The organism is Phocaeicola intestinalis, from assembly GCF_014837065.1.
Lineage (GTDB): Bacteria > Bacteroidota > Bacteroidia > Bacteroidales > Bacteroidaceae > Phocaeicola > Phocaeicola intestinalis.
The window spans coordinates 72592-91768 of record NZ_JACSPP010000009.1; the positions used below are offsets into that span (position 1 = coordinate 72592).

A 19177-nucleotide genomic window follows, 5' to 3' on the forward strand; every position below is an offset into this window, starting at 1 on the left:
TTATCTTATTCGTTTATAATCGAAGAAATCCACATCTACATAGCCACCTGTCTGCTTTGTAGCATAATTGAATATCGCATATTTTGTCCCCATAAAGAAGCGGCGGTAATCGAATATCATCTTAAAATCGGAACCAATTTTCGTCCAGTCTTTCCCGTTCAGGCTATAATAGAAAGCAGCAATGTCTTTGCCTACCCGGAAATCTCCATCAATACGCAGGTAAACTACATCCTGTGTCAATTCCACACGCGCCTTTTCATCAGTCTCCACATGTGTCACCGCCTTGTCCGAATCGCGTAAAGCTACCACCTGTGACGACATCGTAAGGTATTTCTTTCCGCCTTCCATCACTACCGAAAGTACACCGGCATCGCCATTGAAAGCACTGAAACCTGCTACATCCCCTTCTTTCATATGAGACACATCGATAGACACACTTCCCGTACATTGCGGTCCTTCCATACGTTGGGTCAACGTATTCGGTGCCCAAAACAGGTTTTCTACCACCCGATGCGTCTTCAATCGTAAATAACCCGGACGTTCCGAAAGCGACCATGCTTCGTTTATCGGGTTATGGTTCCATTGCCAGTTGATTTTCATTTCCTGTTTTCCAAAATCGTCACTCACCACCAAGGGCAAGGCAGGACATCCTTGCACGGGTTTTTCCATGATTTCGGGTACACGGCCTTCCTCATTGCCCAGCATCGGCCATCCGTCTACCCAGCGGCAAGGCATCAGTGTAAGGACACGTCCCACACCTCCACGATCCTGGAAGATGACACCATACCAATTGCCCTTCTCATCATCCACAATGCATCCTTGTCCTACATACGGGAAACCGGCAAAGTCCGATTCCAGTATTACTTTCTTTTCATAAGGACCGGTTATCTTATCGGCACGATAGCACACCTGACGACGCTTGCCTCCATTAGGCCACGAAATCATCAACAGATAATACTTTCCGTTGTATTTAATGGCACGGCTTCCTTCCAGCAATCCGGTTTCGGTACTATCGCGCTCGAAGATTTTCATATCCACTCCTCCAGGCTGCACCCCTGTAAGGTCTGGCTTCAATTCGCGTAATTGCCCTGTTCCATAATAGATATATACACGTCCGTCATCGTCGAACAACAAAGACGCATCGTGGAAATGAGGCAAGCGGGAAACAAGTTCCCATTTCCCTTTCGGATCTGTAGTGGCATACACATATCCTTTATAGGGCTTGTCATTGGGCGAAAAATAAGCATAATATTTCCCATTGTGGTAACGGATTGAGGTGGCCCACTGCCCTCTTCCGTATGCAGTACATCCGTTCAGGTCATAATTCGGTGTATCGGTCAAACGGTCGAACAAATAACTGGCCGTCTCCCAATTCACCAAATCTTTAGAATGCATAATAGGTGCGCCCGGCATCAGATGCATCGTAGTGCTTACCAGATAAAAGTCGCTACCAACACGGATAACATCAGGGTCGGGCACATCACTCCACAACATCGGGTTAGTAAAAGTACCGTCACCATTATCGCTCGATTGAGCCCGGACTAAGCCGCAAAAAGGAATGCACATCATCAGTGCTACGAAAAACCTGCGTATTTTCATATCGTTATTAGTTATAAGTTTGCCTACAAATTTAAAAGAAAAAACAAACATCTCATACCCCAAAACTAAAGATATTCTGTAAGATGGTACATCTGAGCATGAAAATAATACAAGATGTAACATAGAGAATAAAATATGTAACATACGCAACAATCTTTTTCATCCCGACCTATTAACTTTGTAAACGACTATTCGACACTACTCATTATTATAATATAAACACCATGAAAAAAACATTAAGCTTATTGACGTGGGGCACGCTGAGCCTACTTGCATGCTCATGTGCCAGCAATCAAATGGAGGTTACTCCTGGTACTCCTGTATTCAGTAATTTCACCTATACAGGACAAGATGCCGTGTACGAACAGAATCCGCTCGCTTCCGACGAATTCTACACCCCCATCCTACAAGGATGTTACCCCGACCCCAGTATCTGCAAGAAAGGAAACGATTATTACCTGGTATGTTCTTCGTTTGCCATCAATCCGGGTGTACCTATTTTCCATTCGACCGACCTGGTCAACTGGAAACAAATCGGCCATGTGCTCGACCGCCCCTCGCAACTGAAGGTGGAAGACACAGGAATCAGTGCCGGCGTATATGCACCTACCATCCGCTATAATCCGAACAACGACACATTCTATATGATTACCACCCAGTTTGCCGGAGGGTTCGGAAACATCATCGTCAAGACCAAAGATCCGATGCAAGGCTGGAGCGACCCTATCAAGCTGAACTTTGAAGGCATCGACCCGTCTATCTTCTTTGATGATAACGGAAAAGCTTACGTAGTACACAATGATGCACCAGAGAAGGCACTGTATGAAGGACACCGCGTTATCAAGGTATGGGAATATGATGTAGAAAAAGACCAAATCGTTCCCGGAACAGATAAAGTGATAGTAAACGGAGGAGTAGACCTCTCGAAGAAACCTATCTGGATTGAAGCTCCACACCTGTACAAGAAAGATGGAAAATATTACCTGATGTGTGCCGAAGGAGGAACAGGAGGCATGCATAGTGAAGTAATATTTATCGGAAACAGCCCCAAAGGCCCGTTTACACCGGCTCCGGAGAACCCCATCCTGTCACAACGCCACCTGAATGCCGACCGTCCTGACAAAGTGGACTGGGCAGGACATGCCGACCTGGTGGAAGGACCTGACGGAAAATATTACGGAGTATTCCTTGCCATCCGTCCCAACAATGCCAATCAAGTAAACACAGGACGTGAAACCTTTATTCTTCCTGTCGACTGGAGCAGCACTTTCCCCGTATTCGAAGGAGGAATGGAACCTCTAAAGGCTAAGCTGAAAATGCCGGCAGGTGTCACCAACCAGACCGGACAAAACGGTTTCTTCCCGAACGGAAACTTCACCTATACTGAGGATTTCACTTCGGACACACTGGATTACCGCTGGGTAGGCATAAGAGGAGCACGCGAAAAATTCATCTCCACTTCACCCAATGGACTGACCATCAACCCATACGATGTAAACATCAAGGTAGTACAACCTACGTCTACCTTGTTCTATCGCCAGCAACACCTCAACTTTACGGCCACTACCACCCTGAACTACATTCCACGTTCGGAGACCGACCTGGCAGGTATTACATGTTACCAAAGCGAAGCCTTCAACTACGTGTTCGGCGTGACCAAGAAAGGAGAAGAAGACGTACTGGTATTGCAACGCACCGAAAAAGGAAACTCTACCGTGCTGGCAAGTACTCCGGTTAAGGAAACACGCCCCATCCTATTGCAGGTGAAAGCCACGGGCGACCAGTATACTTTCAGTTATTCTACAGACGGAAAGACCTTCCAGCCTGTAGGTGGAACCGTTTCGGGAGATATTCTTTCGACCAATGTGGCAGGTGGATTCACCGGTGCTATGATAGGACTTTACGCCACAACAGGCAATGATGCCACGGCACAATAAATAAGCATGGTGCGACACATATAGTTGCACCATGCCACGCACATAGCTTCATCGGGTTGCGCATATACTTCCGTTGCCCGATGAAGCTATGTGCATTATCCGAAGCATACGCCCATGCGTTTGCCCTGAATTATCAAATCGTTATCGGCAGTAACTAATTTCAACTTGCCCGCTACCTCCGACAAGGGAACAGACACTATCTCCGAACCCCGGAGCGCCACCATCCGCCCGAATTGCTTTTGAGCTATCAGTTCCGTAGCGTGCCCTCCCATACGGGTGGCAAGGGTACGGTCGAACGCCGTAGGACTTCCTCCGCGCTGGATATATCCCAACACCGTTTCACGCGTCTCAAAACCGGTCTCATACTCGATTTCCTCGGCTATGTATTGAGCAGCCTTTTTCCCGTTAAAGGTGGGAATACCTTCCGCTACCACCACAATCGAATAGGGTTTCCCTTTCTTCAACCGGTTGATGATGACATCACCTATATTATGTATATTGAACGGAAGTTCGGGAATCAGGATGATGTCACCCCCTCCTGCCATACCCGAATGAAGGGCTATCCATCCTGCCTTGTGCCCCATCACCTCGATTACCATCACACGCTGGTGCGAACTGGCGGTAGAGTGCAGACGGTCAATGGCTTCGGTGGCAATACTCACCGCCGAATCGAACCCGAACGAAATATCCGTACCGAACACATCATTATCAATAGTCTTGGGTATCATCACCACATTCACTCCGGCTTTGGCAAGCATGGCCGCCGTATTCTGCGTGCCGTTTCCTCCGATACAGACCAGGCACTCAAGTCCGTGGTCATGAATCGTCTTCAGCAATGCCGCAGGCCTGCTATCGGAAAGCGAAAACCCACGGTCTTTCCGGAAAGGCTTCACACGTGAAGTACCCAGCACCGTGCCCCCCATCGTAAGCAATCCGCCCAACGAATTCTCAGTAAGCTGGATTACATCATCGTCCAGCAATCCCCGAAAACCATTGTGGATACCATATACTTCCATTCCATAATAACTGATAGCCGTCTTGCAAACGCCTCTGATGGTAGCGTTTATGCCCGGACAATCACCTCCTGCCGTTAAAATTCCGATTCTCATAACCTTCAAAATTTGTCTTCGTGTGGTAAAGTTATAAGAAAAAAGTGTAGATTTGTCTTTTCTAACACAAAAATACACCACAAATACAAGAAATAGGCTAACTTTGCAGCGTTTCAATAGCACAAGAAAGACGCTTCGGACACACTAGTCCTGTATGCGTGTGCCATAAAAAAGGAATACCAATGGTTTCAACAAAGTTAATCGAAAAGTTGTTTGTTTCCCGCCAAAAGGAAATAGATTGCTATAACACACAAGCCGAAGCCATTCAAGACAGAGTTTTCCACAAGCTGGTCGAGAATGCTTCTGATACGGAATGGGGGAAAAAATACGATTATGCCCATATCCGGACATACGCTGATTTCCAGCGGGTACCGGTCCAGACCTACGAAGACGTGAAAGGCTATGTAGACCGTATGCGCCATGGCGAAAAAAACGTGCTGTGGCCCGGACGTGTCATCTGGTATGCCAAATCATCGGGCACTACCAACGATAAGAGCAAGTTCATCCCCGTAAGCAAAGACGGATTACGGCACGTCCATTATCAAGGCGGAACCGATGCCGTAGCTCTCTACCTGCGCTCGAATCCGGAAAGCAAGTTCTTTTCGGGCAAAGGACTGATACTGGGAGGAAGCCACAGCCCGAATTACAATGTAAAGGACAGCCTGGTAGGCGACCTTTCTGCCATCCTGATACAAAACATCAACCCGCTGGTGAACCTTATCCGCGTGCCCAGCAAGGAAATTGCCCTGCTAAGCGAATTTGAAGAAAAAGTGGAACGCATTGCCGAAACTACCATCCATGAAAACGTGACGAACCTTTCGGGAGTACCCTCGTGGATGCTTGCCGTCATCAAGCGCATTCTGGAGAAAACCGGTGCCAAACATCTCAACGAAGTCTGGCCCAACCTGGAAGTATTCTTCCACGGAGGAGTATGCTTCACACCTTACCGTGAACAATATAAACAGCTCATCCCGTCCGACAAGATGCACTACATGGAGACCTACAACGCCAGCGAAGGTTTCTTTGGCTTGCAAAACGACCTGTCCGACCCTGCAATGCTTCTGATGATAGACTACGATGTATTCTATGAATTCATCCCACTGGAAGAAATAGACAATCCGCATCCCACCATCGTACCCTTGACTGGCATAGAAACGGGACGTAACTATGCCATCGTCATCAGTACTTCGTGCGGCTTATGGCGGTATATCTTGGGTGACACGGTAAAGTTTACCCAAAAAGACCCGTATAAATTCATCATTTCCGGACGTACCAAGCATTTCATCAATGCTTTCGGCGAGGAACTGATGGTGGACAATGCCGAAAAAGGACTCGCCAAGGCATGTGACGCTACAGGTGCACAAGTCCTGGAGTACTCGGCGGCTCCGGTCTTTATGGACGCCAATGCCAAATGCCGCCACCAATGGCTGATTGAGTTCAGCGTGATGCCCGACTCGCTGGATAAGTTCCGTCACGTGCTCGACCGCTCTTTGCAGGAAATCAATTCCGACTATGAAGCCAAACGGCATAAAGACATCACTTTACAGGAACTGGAAATCATCGTGGCACGCCCCAACTTGTTCCACGACTGGTTAAAGCAAAAAGGAAAGCTGGGAGGACAACACAAGGTGCCCCGCCTGAGCAACAACCGCGACTATATAGAAGAAATGTTGAAACTTAATTCGTAAACTTATTGCATGAAGCCCATACCCAAATACCTTGCCCTGTTACTGATTATCATCGGATTTTACGCCTGTGCCAGCACGGGGTCGCCCGATGGAGGTCCTTACGATGAAGAGCCTCCCAAGTTTGTACGTGCCACACCGGCTCCGAATGCCATCAATAACACCCGTAAGAATGTATCCATCGAATTCGATGAATTCATCAATTTGGAAAATGCTTCGGAAAAAGTCATCATCTCTCCCCCACAGCGCGAACAACCCGAAGTAAAAACCAGCGGGAAACGGGTCGTGGTGAAGTTTATCGACTCACTGGTGGCAAATACTACGTATACCATCGACTTCGGAGATGCCATTGTAGACAATAATGAAGGCAATCCGTTGGGACTATTCTCGTATGCCTTTTCTACCGGTCCCGAAATAGATACCATGGCGGTATCGGGCACCGTGCTCAATGCCGAAAACCTGGAACCTATAAAAGGTATACAGGTTGGATTACATAAGAATTTGAACGACACCGCTTTCACCAAGCTCCCGTTCGACCGCATATCACGCACCGACAGCCGCGGACAATTCACCATCCGGGGAATCGCACCGGGCAAATACCGCATTTATGCCTTGCAGGACGGAAACCAGAACTATATGTACGACTCAAAGACCGAAACCGTGGCATGGTCCGACTCACTCATTATCCCAAGTATGGCACCTGCTTTACGTCACGACACAGTATGGAACGAAATCGATACTACACACATCGATACCATATACGAAGTACATTATACCCGCTTTATGCCCGATGACATCATGATGCGTGCCTTTAAGCAGGAAAGTTCATTACAATACCTTGCCAAGAGCGAACGTCCAGACACCAAGAAATTCGCTCTTTATTTCAGTGCGAAAGCCGACACCCTGCCCACATTGAGAGGACTGGACTTCGACGAGAAACAGCTCATCGTGGAAGCAAACCAACGGAACGACAGCATCACCTATTGGGTGAAAGACACTACGTTATGCGAGCGCGACACCCTGACCATCGAACTGAAGTATCTGGAAACTGATACATTAGGAAAACTGGTACCCACTACCGACACCCTGCGTATGATAAATAAGATTCCGCGTGAACGCCGTCTGGCAATGAAAAAAGAAGCTGACGAAAAAGCAGAAAAAGAACGCAAGAAGAAAGAAAAGAAAGGTGATACCATCGTAGTGGAAACTCCATTCCTCACCATGAACGTAGACGCGCCTTCAGAACTGGATATCAACCGTAACATCGTCTTGAGTTTTGAAGAGCCGGTGGAAAACATCGACACAGCAGCCATCCACATGCAGACGATGGTAGACTCGGTATGGCAAGACACACCTTTCATTTTTATGGCCGACACCATCGCTCCGAGGCGTTATGAAATACTTGCCAATTGGCAACCCGGACAAGAATACCAGCTTACCATAGATTCACTCGGCTTCAAAGGTATCTACGGACTTTATACCAACAAAGTGGAAAATAAGCTGAAAGTAAAGACCACTGATGCATACGGCACGCTCTACCTCAATATTGTGGGAGCCGGACCGCATGCCATCGTACAACTATTAAACAACAGCGATGCAGTAATACGCCAGCAACCTGTTTCCGAAAAAAACACGTGCGACTTTTACTTCCTGCAACCCGGAACGAAATATTACATCCGCTTGTTTAATGATACAAACAACAATGGCAAATGGGATACAGGAAACTACGACGAGAAACTGCAACCTGAAGAGGTATTCTATTTCCCGAAAACCTGGGAAATGAAAGCAAATTTCGAGTTTGAAGAAACCTGGAACATTCACGCTATTCCGCTTGACAAACAAAAACCAAACGAAATAAAGAAGCAAAAACCCGACGAAGCAAAAAAAATTAAAGACCGAAACAAAGAAAGAGCCAAAAACCTAGGACGAACATGATAAAGAAAATCTTACTCTGCCTGTGCTTGCTGACAGGAAGCCTGGCGATAAAAGCCCAATGCGGTGCCGTAAACAATGCCATCCAGCCGGGTGAAACATTGCATTATGAACTGAAGTTCAACTGGAAATTCATCTGGTTCAACGTGGGCTGGGCAAAAATGAGCGTCAACGAAGCCACCTACAACGGACGATCCTGCTTGCGTACCGACTTAAACTCTTATACGAATAAAAGATTCGACCGGTGGTTCAAGATGCGTGATACGCTGACCTGTATCACCAGCCAACAGTTGGAACCGCTCTATTTCCGTAAAGGAGCCGAAGAAGGAAAGCGATACACCGTAGACGAAGTGAAATTCAGTTATAAGAATGGAAAGTGCATCGTTGACCAACAACGCACCCTACGAGGCGTCACTACCCCCAAGCACGATGAAATGGATGTCTGTGTCTACGACATGTTGAGCATCCTGCTACAGGCACGCTCGTACGACCCTACCGACTACAAAGTAGGCATGAAAATCCTCTTTTCAATGGCTACCGGAAAAGCAGTGGAAAAACAGACCCTTATTTACCGGGGCAAGGAAAACTTCACATCAGAAAACGGCACGACTTACCGTTGCCTGGTATTCTCATTGGTAGAATATGTCGACAATAAGGAAAAAGAAGTCATTACTTTCTTCGTCACCGATGACCTGAATCACCTGCCCGTACGGCTCGACATGTATCTTAATTTCGGTTCGGCAAAAGCCTTCCTGACCGAAATAAAAGGAAACCGTCATCCGTTGACATCCATTGTAAAAAAATAAAATATGAATACGAATATCCACAATTAGCCAATACCCTGAAAACGAAGATATACTGCATAAGCCATTCCAGTTAACTGCTATAGCCTACGAAGATAACTGAAACGGCAAAGTAAGTATATATTCATTTTGCACACCATTATTCTGGCTAATTGCGGACATTCACATGTCTATTAGGACATAAAGCGGTAGAGACATAGCAGACGCAACATTTTCTCCTTATTCTTAAACATTGATTTGCTACAATTCTACACCGATTTCCCATCAAATCACATACTTCCAACCTACTTTAAAAGCAAAATTGTTCTATCAAAAAATCATCTACACTCTCAAAATATCCCAATTTTGCTTTAAATCCCTAAGAATAAACAGGTTATCAAACTATTCTTTTTTTTCTAAAATGTGTTCGTTTACACAACTTTTTCGGTAATTTTGCACCGAATTAATTTATACAATCAGAAATATGACAAACAGAGGTTTAAAAATTAACACACTTCGAGGACTATTCGCATTGTCCCTGTTAGGCATTACCGCATGTGTCGACAATGCTTACGACTTGAGCAAAGACGTAGACATGACCATTACGGTAGGTGGAGAAAACTTAAGCATTCCGGGCAGCAATACGGATTCTATCACATTAGAAAAAATTTTCGATCTTGACCCGGAAAGTGATGTACAGGCTGATGCTGACGGCAATTACGCATTAACCATGAATGGAGAAGGCTCTGAATCAACAGTAAATGTAGAAAATGTAACCATTGAGGGAGACCAGATTACCACAGAAGCTTCTACTACGACCTTGGATTTCGAGTATGTACCCAGCCAAAATGCAGAAGCTGATGTAAACGACCAGACTTCTTTCCGCGTGGATAAAACAGATGTTACGACAGATGTTACTGCACTCTATTATTCAGATGTTACATCTACTTCTTCCTTGAACATAAAGTTCAGTGGAAATGCCCGTCAGATGCACCTTGCAGAAGGATTTAAAATTACTTTCCCTTCTTACCTGACTATCAGCAGTGATGGAGACTCACGTTTTCTGATAGAAGGCAATACACTGACTTTTACCGAAGATGTACCTGTCAGAAGCGGTGAAACATTATCAGTCCCGGTATCAGTTACCGCTATCAATTTCGAAAGCATGGGTGATAACGAAGGTTTGATAGCACCGGGCCATCTGGTTATTAATGGAGATATACCGGTAGAAGGACATGCTTACCTGAGAGCGGAAGATTTCCTTACCCAACAAAATGTACAGCTGGAGCTGAACACAGAACTGAATATCGGCAATATTGAACTGACAGAAGTTACAGCAATGGTAGACCCACAGGTAGACATTACCATTGACCCGGTAACCGTCAACGACCTGCCCGAATTCCTGCAAGACAATGAAGTAAGAATCGACATGACCGACCCGAAGATTTATCTCTATGTAAGTAATGAATCACCGGTTGCAGTCAACTTTACTGCCGACCTCATGCCGTACAAAGAAACACAACTTTTGCACACCATCGCACTGGGTAACAAAGAAAACGGAACAGAAGAGATTATCATCCCTGCCAATCGTACCGATTACGTCATCTGCCTGCACCGCCTGAGTGATGACGCCGGAATTACGGCTGACGAAATCATTACCGTTTCCAATCTGAATGACCTTGTGGAAACCATTCCTGATGAAATCCGGATTGAAAACATCGAAGCCACAGCCGTACAAGAACGCATTACCATGACCCTGGGTAGAGACTACACCGTCAAGACAGACTATAATGTCGTAGCACCTTTGCAATTCAACAACGGTACAGAAATCGTTTATAACGATCAAATGGATGGCTGGAACAGTGATATGGAAGACTTGGATGTACGGCACGCCGAAATCTCATTGGATGCGACAAATACCATTCCACTAGGCATGACCATGACAGCAAATGCCATCGACCGCGACGGCAATGTAATGGATGAAATCACTGCTACAGTAGAGGGCAATATCACTGCCGGAACTCCAGAGAATCCTTCTTCCAGCAAACTGACTATACGCCTGGAATCTCATGCTGACGGAGCATTGAAGAACATGGACGGTATCTCATACCGGGTAGTAGCCGAAGTTCCTACCGAAGTACAAGGCCAAGTACTGAACGAAAAACAAGCGTTGGTACTCGACAATGTAATCATTACCGTCAGAGGTGGAATTACCGTAGACTTAAATTAACACAAACAGCTATTCAATATTCGTAAGTAAGATAGACATTTATGAAAAAAATACATAAACTTTTAACCGTAGCTGCCGTAGCAGGCTCATGCCTGACTGTCTCGGCACAAGCTTTGCACTCCGGATACTTCCTTGAAGGATACAGCTATCGTCACCAATTGAATCCGGCATTCGCTGGAGAACGCAACTACATCAGCATCCCTGCTTTAGGTAATATCAATATCGGGACACAGGGAAATATCGGTGTAGGCACGTTCTTATTCCCACAAAACGACCAACTGACTACGTTCATGCATTCTAGCATCAGTGGAGAGGAATTTCTAAGTGGGCTGAAAGACAATAACCGCATCAATGCCAACATCAACCTGACACTGTTGTCGGCCGGATTCCATGCATGGGGAGGATTCAATACGGTCGATATTAACCTGCGTTCGAATACCAGCATGAATCTTCCGTATGATTTGTTTGCCTTCATGAAAATGGGTATGACCGGAAACGAAACACACTACCACATGGAAAATTTAGGCATTGAATCAAACAATTATGTCGAACTGGCATTTGGCCACTCCCGCAAAATTAACGATAAATTGAATGTGGGCGGTAAATTAAAATTCCTGTTAGGCGGAGCAAACCTCAGCATGAAAATGACCGAGATGGATGTCACAATGGCACAAGACAAATGGATGGTAAGAGCCAACGGTGAAATGAACGCCTCACTGAAAGGACTGATGATGCCTACCAAAGAAGAAAGCGGCAGAAAGCTAGACAATCCGAGCCAACGTGACCTGATTGACTGGGATAACATCGATGTGGACAGCCCGGGATTAGGTGGATTCGGTATGGCTATCGATTTAGGTGCCACTTATAAGATTATGGATGACCTGACACTTTCGGCAGCCTTGCTGGATTTCGGCTTCATTTCATGGAATAATACAATCAAAGCTGCTACAAGCAACAGTGCATGGGAATTTGACGGATTCAAAAACATTGCGGTCGATTCCGAACTGGGAGACGATGACCCCAATTCTTTGAACAGCCAATTGGATGCCATTGGCAAAGATCTGGAAGATTATGCTAGCTTCCACCGCACAGAAAATGGCGTGAAACGTACAGCCATGCTGGGAGCTACATTAAATATTGGTGCAGAATATGCATTTCCGCTTTACAATAAGCTGCATTTCGGCTTCTTGTCTTCTACCCGTATCAAAGGCAAATACAGTTGGTCGGAAGGCCGCATTTCTGCCAACGTTGCTCCTATCAAATGGTTTGATGCCGGTGTCAACTATGCGATTTCTTCATTCGGCTCTTCATTCGGATGGTTGCTGAACTTTCATCCACGTGGATTCAACTTCTTCATTGGTATGGACCACCTGATGGGTAAAGTCACCCCGCAGTTCATCCCTGTCAAGAGCGGAAATATGAACGTCAGCTTAGGCTTTAACGTAACTTTTGGAGATCGGAAATGACCTGAAAGGAAATGAACAAATTCTGATTAATGAATACCTGCAATTTACAGGAATAAAAAAAGAGGGGGTGCATGGACATTCCCTCTTTTTCGTTATATGGTTTCTTTATTTAAACAGCATCAAAATGTGCATTTTAATGGAACACAGAAAGACACAGACGGACACAGATTCTATTTTAATGTGCCAATGAATAATAGGGCAATGTGCTAAAATAAGTCCATCCGCTGTAAGATTATTAATCTTCAGACTGCAAGATTATTAATCTTACAAGCGGAAGATTAATAATCTTACACCAGACGAAGTTATCCGCGCTAATCTGCAAATTGCTTTAATCTGTGGTGGAAACCTTACTTGTTCAGCCTCCAGGTAAACCCGTCTTTTGTATCTTTTACCTCGAAACCTAATGCAGCAAGGCTATCGCGAATCTTATCACTTGTTGCCCAGTCTTTGTTGGCTTTGGCTTTCATGCGTTCTTCCAGCAACATGTCTACCACCTTGCTGAAGGCTTCCTCGCGGGCGGCATTGTTCTCACCTTCTGCCTTCAATCCCAAAATATCGAACGCGAACAGGTGGAATACGCTCTTCAGTTCCTCCAAGTCGGCGGCACTGATGGTCGCTTTCTTATCAAGTACGGTGTTAATCATGCGGATGCCGTCGAAGAGGTGCGAGATGACAATCGGTGTGTTCAGGTCATCGTTCATCGCTTCGTAGCATTTCTCACGCAAGCCGGCAGGTTCGATGCCTAAAGTAGAAGCGGACGGCGTGATGCGCTCGAGGTTCTTGATGCCTTCCAGCAGGCGTTCCAAGCCCTTCTCGGCTGCTTGCAAGGCTTCGTTGCTGAAGTCCACCGTGCTGCGGTAATGCGCTTGCAGGATGAAGAAACGGATGGTCATCGGCGAATACGCTTGGGCAAGGAGCTTGTTCGAGCCGGTAAAGAACTCTTCGAGCGTAATGAAATTACCCAACGATTTGCCCATCTTCTGCCCGTTGATGGTAATCATGTTGTTGTGCATCCAATAGCGTACCATGGGATGTCCTTCGGAAGCCACGGCTTGCGCGATTTCGCATTCGTGGTGCGGGAAGATAAGGTCCATGCCTCCTCCGTGTATATCGAATGTCTCGCCCAGATACTTGCGTCCCATCGCGGTACATTCGCAGTGCCAGCCGGGGAAACCGTCGCTCCATGGCGAAGGCCAGCGCATGATGTGTTCGGGCTGGGCACATTTCCACAGGGCGAAATCGGCCGGGTTATGCTTTTCCTGCTGCCCGTCCAGTTCGCGGGTGGTATTGATGACATCATCCAGGTTGCGTCCCGAAAGCACGCCATAATGGTGGTCTTTGTTGTATTTTGCCACATCGAAGTACACCGAACCTTGGCTTTCATAGGCATATCCGTTTTTCAGGATTTCCTCTACCAGCTTGATTTGCTCAATGATGTGTCCCGAAGCGTGCGGCTCGATGCTGGGTGGAAGCACATTGAGGGCTTCCATCGCCTTGTGGTAGCGGAGCAGGTAATACTGCACCACCTCCATCGGCTCCAGCTGTTCCAGCCGTGCTTTCTTGGCAATTTTGTCTTCTCCTTCATCGGCATCGTGCTCCAGATGGCCCACATCGGTAATGTTGCGCACATAACGCACTTTATAGCCCAGATGTTGCAGGTAACGGAACAGGATATCAAAGGTAATGGCAGGACGTGCGTGTCCCAAATGAGGGTCTCCATAAACAGTAGGACCGCATACATACATTCCCACATGAGGAGCGTGTAAAGGAACAAACGATTCCTTCCGGCGGTTCAACGTATTGTAAATAACCAGTTTATTTTCCATATTTCTAGCTTTATTAAGGCCACAAAAATAACGAAAAAGAAAATAGATACCAAAGAAAAAAACAGGATTCGTTCAAAGACATTTTTTACACATGCTGCCGCACCAGCTTCTCAATCACCTCCGGATAATAGCGGTACTCCAACTGATGCACACGTGCAGCCAAGCGTTCGGGCGTATCATCAGGCAACACTTCGCATCGTGCCTGAAAGATATAATCCCCCTCGTCATAACGTTCGTTGACATATTGTATCGTTATGCCGCTTTCCTTTTCTCCTGCCGCCAACACTGCTTCATGTACATGCATGCCATACATGCCTTTCCCACCGAACTTAGGCAACAATGATGGATGGATGTTTACAATACGGCAGGGCCAAACCCGCAAAATATCTTCTGGAATACGCAGCAAAAAGCCGGCAAGTACAATAAAATCAACTTCATACCCGCGTAGCACTTCCAGCGCCTCTCCCGAAGCAAATCCGGCAGAAGTCACCACCCGGCACGGCACTCCCAATCGTTCGGCACGTTTGATAACTCCAGCAGTAGTACGTGATGCAATGACAATTTCTACGCTTACTTCCTCTTTCTCTTCAAAATAACGGATGATCCGCTCGGCATTCGTTCCTTCACCCGATGCCAAAATTGCTATTTTCTTCATATTTTTACCTGTTTTCGTGCACAGAATATATAAAAATGTGCAAAGAGAATGCATTTATTTGCCCGAATATTTGTATAGAACGAGAAATATTTATTCCTTTGCACCGAAAATTAAACAAAATTATTCTATTTATAAACTTAAAACAAGAAAATTATGTCTGAAATCGCATCAAAAGTACAGAAAATCATCGTTGATAAACTGGGTGTAGAAGAATCAGAAGTTACTCCGACCGCTAGCTTTACTAACGATTTGGGTGCAGACTCTTTGGATACTGTAGAACTGATCATGGAATTCGAAAAAGAATTCGGTATTTCTATTCCTGACGACCAGGCAGAAAAAATCCAGACTGTAGGAGACGCTATCTCTTATATCGAAGCTAACGCAAAATAAGTAATTCTGTTTATGGAATTAAAAAGAGTAGTAGTAACAGGTCTTGGTGCAATTACTCCGGTAGGAAATACGGTTCCAGACTTTTGGAACAACCTGCTGAACGGAGTAAGCGGAGCAGGACCTATTACTCATTTTGATGCATCCAAATTCAAGACTCAGTTCGCTTGTGAGGTAAAAAACTTCAATGCCACTGATTTCATCGACCGCAAAGAAGCCCGTAAAATGGACTTATATACCCAGTATGCGGTAGTAGCAGCCAAAGAAGCAGTGACCGATGCGGGGCTTGATGTGGAAAAAGAAGACTTGAACAAAATCGGAGTCATCCTGGGCGTAGGTATCGGAGGTATACATACGTTCGAAGAAGAAGTAGCCGGATACGAAAAGACCAAAGATACCATCGGTCCTAAATTCAATCCGTTCTTTATTCCTAAAATGATTGCCGACATCGCTTCCGGACAGATTTCCATCATGTACGGATTCCACGGACCGAACTTTACCACGACTTCTGCATGCGCTTCTTCTTCGAATGCCATCGCAGATGCGTTCAATTATATCCGCTTGGGCAAAGCCAACATCATCGTGACCGGTGGTGCCGAAGCTGCTATCTTCCCTGCTGGTGTAGGAGGTTTCAATGCCATGCATGCCCTTTCTACCCGCAACGATGACCCGCAACGTGCCTCACGTCCGTTCAGCGGAAGCCGTGACGGTTTTGTCATGGGTGAAGGTGCAGGATGCCTGATTCTGGAAGAGCTGGAACATGCCAAAGCACGCGGAGCCAAGATTTATGCGGAACTTGCCGGCGTAGGCGCTTCGGCAGATGCTTATCACCTGACAGCTTCCCATCCTGAAGGATTAGGAGCCAAACTGGTGATGATGAACGCATTGGAAGATGCCGGTATGAAACCGGAAGATATCGACTATATCAATGTACACGGGACTTCTACTCCTGTAGGCGATGTTTCTGAAGTGAAAGCCATCAAAGACGTGTTCGGAGAACATGCCTACAAACTGAACATCAGTTCTACCAAATCCATGACCGGACACCTGCTGGGCGCAACCGGAGGAGTAGAAGCCATCGCCTGCGTACTGTCTGTTAAGAATGACATTGTACCCCCGACCATCAACCACGAAGAAGGAGATAACGATGAAAACATCGACTATACCCTGAACTTTACTTTCAACAAGGCACAGGAACGTACCGTCCGTGCAGCCTTGAGCAATACATTTGGTTTCGGTGGACACAATGCATGTGTAATCATTAAAAAATACACTGAATAAACTGTGTTTGGCAATATAACAGATAAGATAAGACTCCTCTTCCGCAAGGACAAGGAGCCTTATCTTTGTTTTTACCGAATGACCGGATTCTATCCGCGGAACATTGACATCTACAAACAAGCATTGCTGCATAAATCGTCTTCCATCAAAAACGAGAAAGGACGTGTGCTGAACAACGAACGACTGGAGTTCTTGGGTGATGCCATTCTGGATGCCGTGGTAGCTGATATTGTATACAAAAAGTTTGAAGGTAAGCGCGAAGGATTTCTGACCAATACACGTTCGAAAATCGTACAACGGGAAACACTCAACCATGTGGCGGTACAAATCGGACTGGATAAACTGGTAAAGTTCACCACCCGCCAATCTTCTCACAACAGTTATATGTGTGGCAATGCTTTCGAAGCTCTGATTGGTGCACTATATCTGGACCGGGGCTATCGCGCCTGTAAGAAGTTTATGGAAGAACGCATCATCAACCAATATTTGAATCTGGACAAAATTTCACGCAAAGAAGTCAATTTCAAGTCTAAGCTTATTGAGTGGAGCCAGAAAAACAAGTTCGAAGTAACCTTCAAACTGGTCAATCAGTCGGTAGACGAAGAACAAAACCCCGTGTTCAACACACAAATATTGGTAGAAGGTATTCCTGCCGGAAACGGGAAAGGATATTCCAAAAAAGAATCACAGCAAGAAGCTGCCCACGAGACCCTGCAGAAAATAAAGAATGACCCTCAATTCATAGATGCGATTTTTGCATCAAAAGCCGAAAGAGAGAAAGACACAGAACCGGTGTATACAGAAGATTCTCCCAGCGTAATGGAGACCAACGAGGATCAAACCATTGATGTCCGGGAAGAACTCATAACAGAACGCTATGATGATACGGAACGCATCATAGCAGAAGCGGAAGAAGCCGCATTCAAAGAAGAAATTCAAGAAAAGACATCAGCCGATTCCGAAGAGGAACGCATATAGATTCATCGGCCTACGGATATATCATCATCACTTCATGAAGATATATCCGTAAGCCGATGAAAGCTATATCAATCCAACCTCTACAACGGCTTATACTCTACAAACGCCTCCATCGCCTCGTAGCAGGCAAGCCCTAATTTGTCGTAAAGCGAAGCGGTGCCACGGTTGCGGTCCTCGCTGCGTTGCCAGAAGAGGCGCTCGTCATTGCCCAAGAACGGTGCACTCTCCATCTGAGACTGGTGCTTCAGGATGGAATTCCGTTTCGCACGAAGCTCTTCGGGACTAAAAGGAACAGCCATCTCGATGTTCTCGATTTCCCATTCCGCCCATGCCCCGCGGTACATCCAGATGCGGCAATCCTTCAACCATGCGGCACCGGCATTCTTTTCCTCGTCAATAGCTGCCAGTACGGCATCGGTGCAGACACGGTGCGTGCCATGGGGGTCGGCAAGGTCGCCGGCTACATAAATCTGGTGAGGCTGCACCTCCTGCAACAGCTTCTGGACGATTTGCACATCCGTCTCGCTAATGGGGTTCTTCTCGATGCGCCCCGTCTCGTAGAAAGGAAGGTCGAGGAAATGCACATGGTCCAGCGGGATGCGGTTATACGTGCATGCCGTGCGTGCCTCTCCCCTACGTATCAACCCCTTTATGGTCAGGATGTCACGCGTGTCGATGTCGCCTTCCTTCTTCTGAAGCAGGAACTGCTTGATGTCGGCATACATCTTGCGGATGGTCTCGTTCTGATTCTCATCAAAAAGCTGGTTGAAACCGTTGATGAAGTGCATGAAGCGTACCACCTCCTCATCGCCTACGGCAATATTGCCCGAAGTCTCGTATGCCACATGCACGTCGTGACCCTGCTGCACCAGACGGCGGATGGTACCGCCCATGGATATCACATCGTCATCGGGATGCGGAGAGAAGACGACCACACGCTTGGGGAACGGCTTGGCACGCTCCGGACGGTAGGTGTCATCCGCATTGGGCTTGCCGCCGGGCCAGCCGGTGATGGTATGCTGAAGGTCGTTGAATATCTTGATGTTCACATTGTAGGCTGAGCCGTAAAGCACCAGCAGCTCGCTCAAGCCGTTCTCGTTATAATCCTTGTTGGTCAGCTTCAGGATAGGTTTTCCGGTCAAAAGGCAAAGCCACACGATGGCACTCCGGATCAGCTTGTCCGTCCATTCGCAGCTGGTCACAAGCCACGGGCGCTGGATGCGCGTCAGGTGTGAAGCAGCGGGCAAGTCGATGCAGACGGTCGCATTCTGGTGCATCTGGAGGTAAGAAGCGGGAAGCGTATCCGAAAT

General features: G+C 46.5%; 14 protein-coding genes. 9 read left to right on the top strand and 5 right to left on the bottom strand.

The features are described from left to right. The gene (locus H9625_RS04880) at nt 1-1566 is read right to left on the bottom strand and encodes a glycoside hydrolase family 43 protein (RefSeq protein WP_225226275.1); all 1566 of its coding nucleotides are present in this window, start codon (nt 1564-1566) and stop codon (nt 1-3) included. A 248-nt stretch (nt 1567-1814) separates the two neighbouring features. Here H9625_RS04880 and H9625_RS04885 point away from each other — a divergent pair, with 248 nt between their 5' ends. Further along, entirely contained in the window at nt 1815-3536 is a 1722-nt protein-coding gene (locus H9625_RS04885; RefSeq protein ID WP_191763237.1) for a glycoside hydrolase family 43 protein, read from the top strand. Nucleotides 3537-3631: 95 nt separating this feature from the next. Here the strand turns inward: H9625_RS04885 and H9625_RS04890 are convergent, their stop codons facing one another. Further along, the gene (locus H9625_RS04890; RefSeq protein ID WP_022040359.1) at nt 3632-4645 is read right to left on the bottom strand and encodes an ATP-dependent 6-phosphofructokinase; all 1014 of its coding nucleotides are present in this window, start codon (nt 4643-4645) and stop codon (nt 3632-3634) included. 182 nt (nt 4646-4827) lie between these two features. Here H9625_RS04890 and H9625_RS04895 point away from each other — a divergent pair, with 182 nt between their 5' ends. The 5 genes from H9625_RS04895 to H9625_RS04915 all read left to right on the top strand — a co-directional run bounded on the left by H9625_RS04895 (nt 4828) and on the right by H9625_RS04915 (nt 12740). Beyond that, nucleotides 4828-6333 (top strand): GH3 auxin-responsive promoter family protein, encoded by a 1506-nt coding sequence (locus H9625_RS04895; protein ID WP_022040358.1) that lies wholly within the window; start codon nt 4828-4830, stop codon nt 6331-6333. A 9-nt stretch (nt 6334-6342) separates the two neighbouring features. After that, entirely contained in the window at nt 6343-8265 is a 1923-nt protein-coding gene (locus H9625_RS04900; protein ID WP_087395886.1) for an Ig-like domain-containing protein, read from the top strand. After that, nucleotides 8262-9068, top strand: a complete 807-nt coding sequence (locus H9625_RS04905) for a DUF3108 domain-containing protein (protein ID WP_022040356.1) — start codon at nt 8262-8264, stop codon at nt 9066-9068. The genes H9625_RS04900 and H9625_RS04905 overlap by 4 nt, the downstream gene beginning before the upstream one ends. Nucleotides 9069-9528: 460 nt before the next feature. Further along, nucleotides 9529-11274 (top strand): hypothetical protein, encoded by a 1746-nt coding sequence (locus tag H9625_RS04910; RefSeq protein ID WP_140400128.1) that lies wholly within the window; start codon nt 9529-9531, stop codon nt 11272-11274. 41 nt (nt 11275-11315) lie between these two features. Next, complete coding sequence (locus H9625_RS04915; RefSeq protein ID WP_191763225.1) at nt 11316-12740, top strand: DUF5723 family protein; 1425 nt, start codon at nt 11316-11318, stop codon at nt 12738-12740. Between the two features lie 347 nt (nt 12741-13087). Here the strand turns inward: H9625_RS04915 and cysS are convergent, their stop codons facing one another. Further along, the gene (gene cysS, locus H9625_RS04920) at nt 13088-14566 is read right to left on the bottom strand and encodes a cysteine--tRNA ligase (protein ID WP_191763227.1); all 1479 of its coding nucleotides are present in this window, start codon (nt 14564-14566) and stop codon (nt 13088-13090) included. An 85-nt stretch (nt 14567-14651) separates the two neighbouring features. Beyond that, complete coding sequence (gene purN, locus H9625_RS04925; RefSeq protein ID WP_022040328.1) at nt 14652-15221, bottom strand: phosphoribosylglycinamide formyltransferase; 570 nt, start codon at nt 15219-15221, stop codon at nt 14652-14654. A 153-nt stretch (nt 15222-15374) separates the two neighbouring features. Here purN and H9625_RS04930 point away from each other — a divergent pair, with 153 nt between their 5' ends. Genes H9625_RS04930 through rnc form a run of 3 tightly spaced genes read left to right on the top strand, consistent with a single transcriptional unit; the run spans nt 15375 to nt 17867 of the window. Beyond that, complete coding sequence (locus H9625_RS04930) at nt 15375-15611, top strand: acyl carrier protein (protein WP_022040329.1); 237 nt, start codon at nt 15375-15377, stop codon at nt 15609-15611. Between the two features lie 12 nt (nt 15612-15623). Next, on the top strand, nt 15624-16889 hold the full coding sequence (fabF, locus tag H9625_RS04935) for a beta-ketoacyl-ACP synthase II (protein WP_022040330.1): 1266 nt from the start codon (nt 15624-15626) through the stop codon (nt 16887-16889). Between the two features lie 3 nt (nt 16890-16892). Beyond that, the gene (gene rnc, locus H9625_RS04940; protein WP_022040331.1) at nt 16893-17867 is read left to right on the top strand and encodes a ribonuclease III; all 975 of its coding nucleotides are present in this window, start codon (nt 16893-16895) and stop codon (nt 17865-17867) included. 80 nt (nt 17868-17947) lie between these two features. Here rnc and H9625_RS04945 read toward each other — a convergent pair. Continuing rightward, a partial coding sequence (locus tag H9625_RS04945) for a PIG-L family deacetylase (RefSeq protein ID WP_191763229.1) occupies nt 17948-19177 on the bottom strand: 1230 nt, incomplete at its 5' end.

Coding starts and splice junctions, on each gene's coding strand:
- H9625_RS04910 (WP_140400128.1), top strand. CDS start 9,529: ATGACAAACAGAGGTTTAAAAATTAACACACTTCGAGGACTATTCGCA.
- H9625_RS04905 (WP_022040356.1), top strand. CDS start 8,262: ATGATAAAGAAAATCTTACTCTGCCTGTGCTTGCTGACAGGAAGCCTG.
- H9625_RS04880 (WP_225226275.1), bottom strand. CDS start 1,566: ATGTGCATTCCTTTTTGCGGCTTAGTCCGGGCTCAATCGAGCGATAAT.
- H9625_RS04890 (WP_022040359.1), bottom strand. CDS start 4,645: ATGAGAATCGGAATTTTAACGGCAGGAGGTGATTGTCCGGGCATAAAC.
- purN (WP_022040328.1), bottom strand. CDS start 15,221: ATGAAGAAAATAGCAATTTTGGCATCGGGTGAAGGAACGAATGCCGAG.
- cysS (WP_191763227.1), bottom strand. CDS start 14,566: ATGGAAAATAAACTGGTTATTTACAATACGTTGAACCGCCGGAAGGAA.
- H9625_RS04915 (WP_191763225.1), top strand. CDS start 11,316: ATGAAAAAAATACATAAACTTTTAACCGTAGCTGCCGTAGCAGGCTCA.
- fabF (WP_022040330.1), top strand. CDS start 15,624: ATGGAATTAAAAAGAGTAGTAGTAACAGGTCTTGGTGCAATTACTCCG.
- H9625_RS04900 (WP_087395886.1), top strand. CDS start 6,343: ATGAAGCCCATACCCAAATACCTTGCCCTGTTACTGATTATCATCGGA.
- H9625_RS04930 (WP_022040329.1), top strand. CDS start 15,375: ATGTCTGAAATCGCATCAAAAGTACAGAAAATCATCGTTGATAAACTG.
- H9625_RS04895 (WP_022040358.1), top strand. CDS start 4,828: ATGGTTTCAACAAAGTTAATCGAAAAGTTGTTTGTTTCCCGCCAAAAG.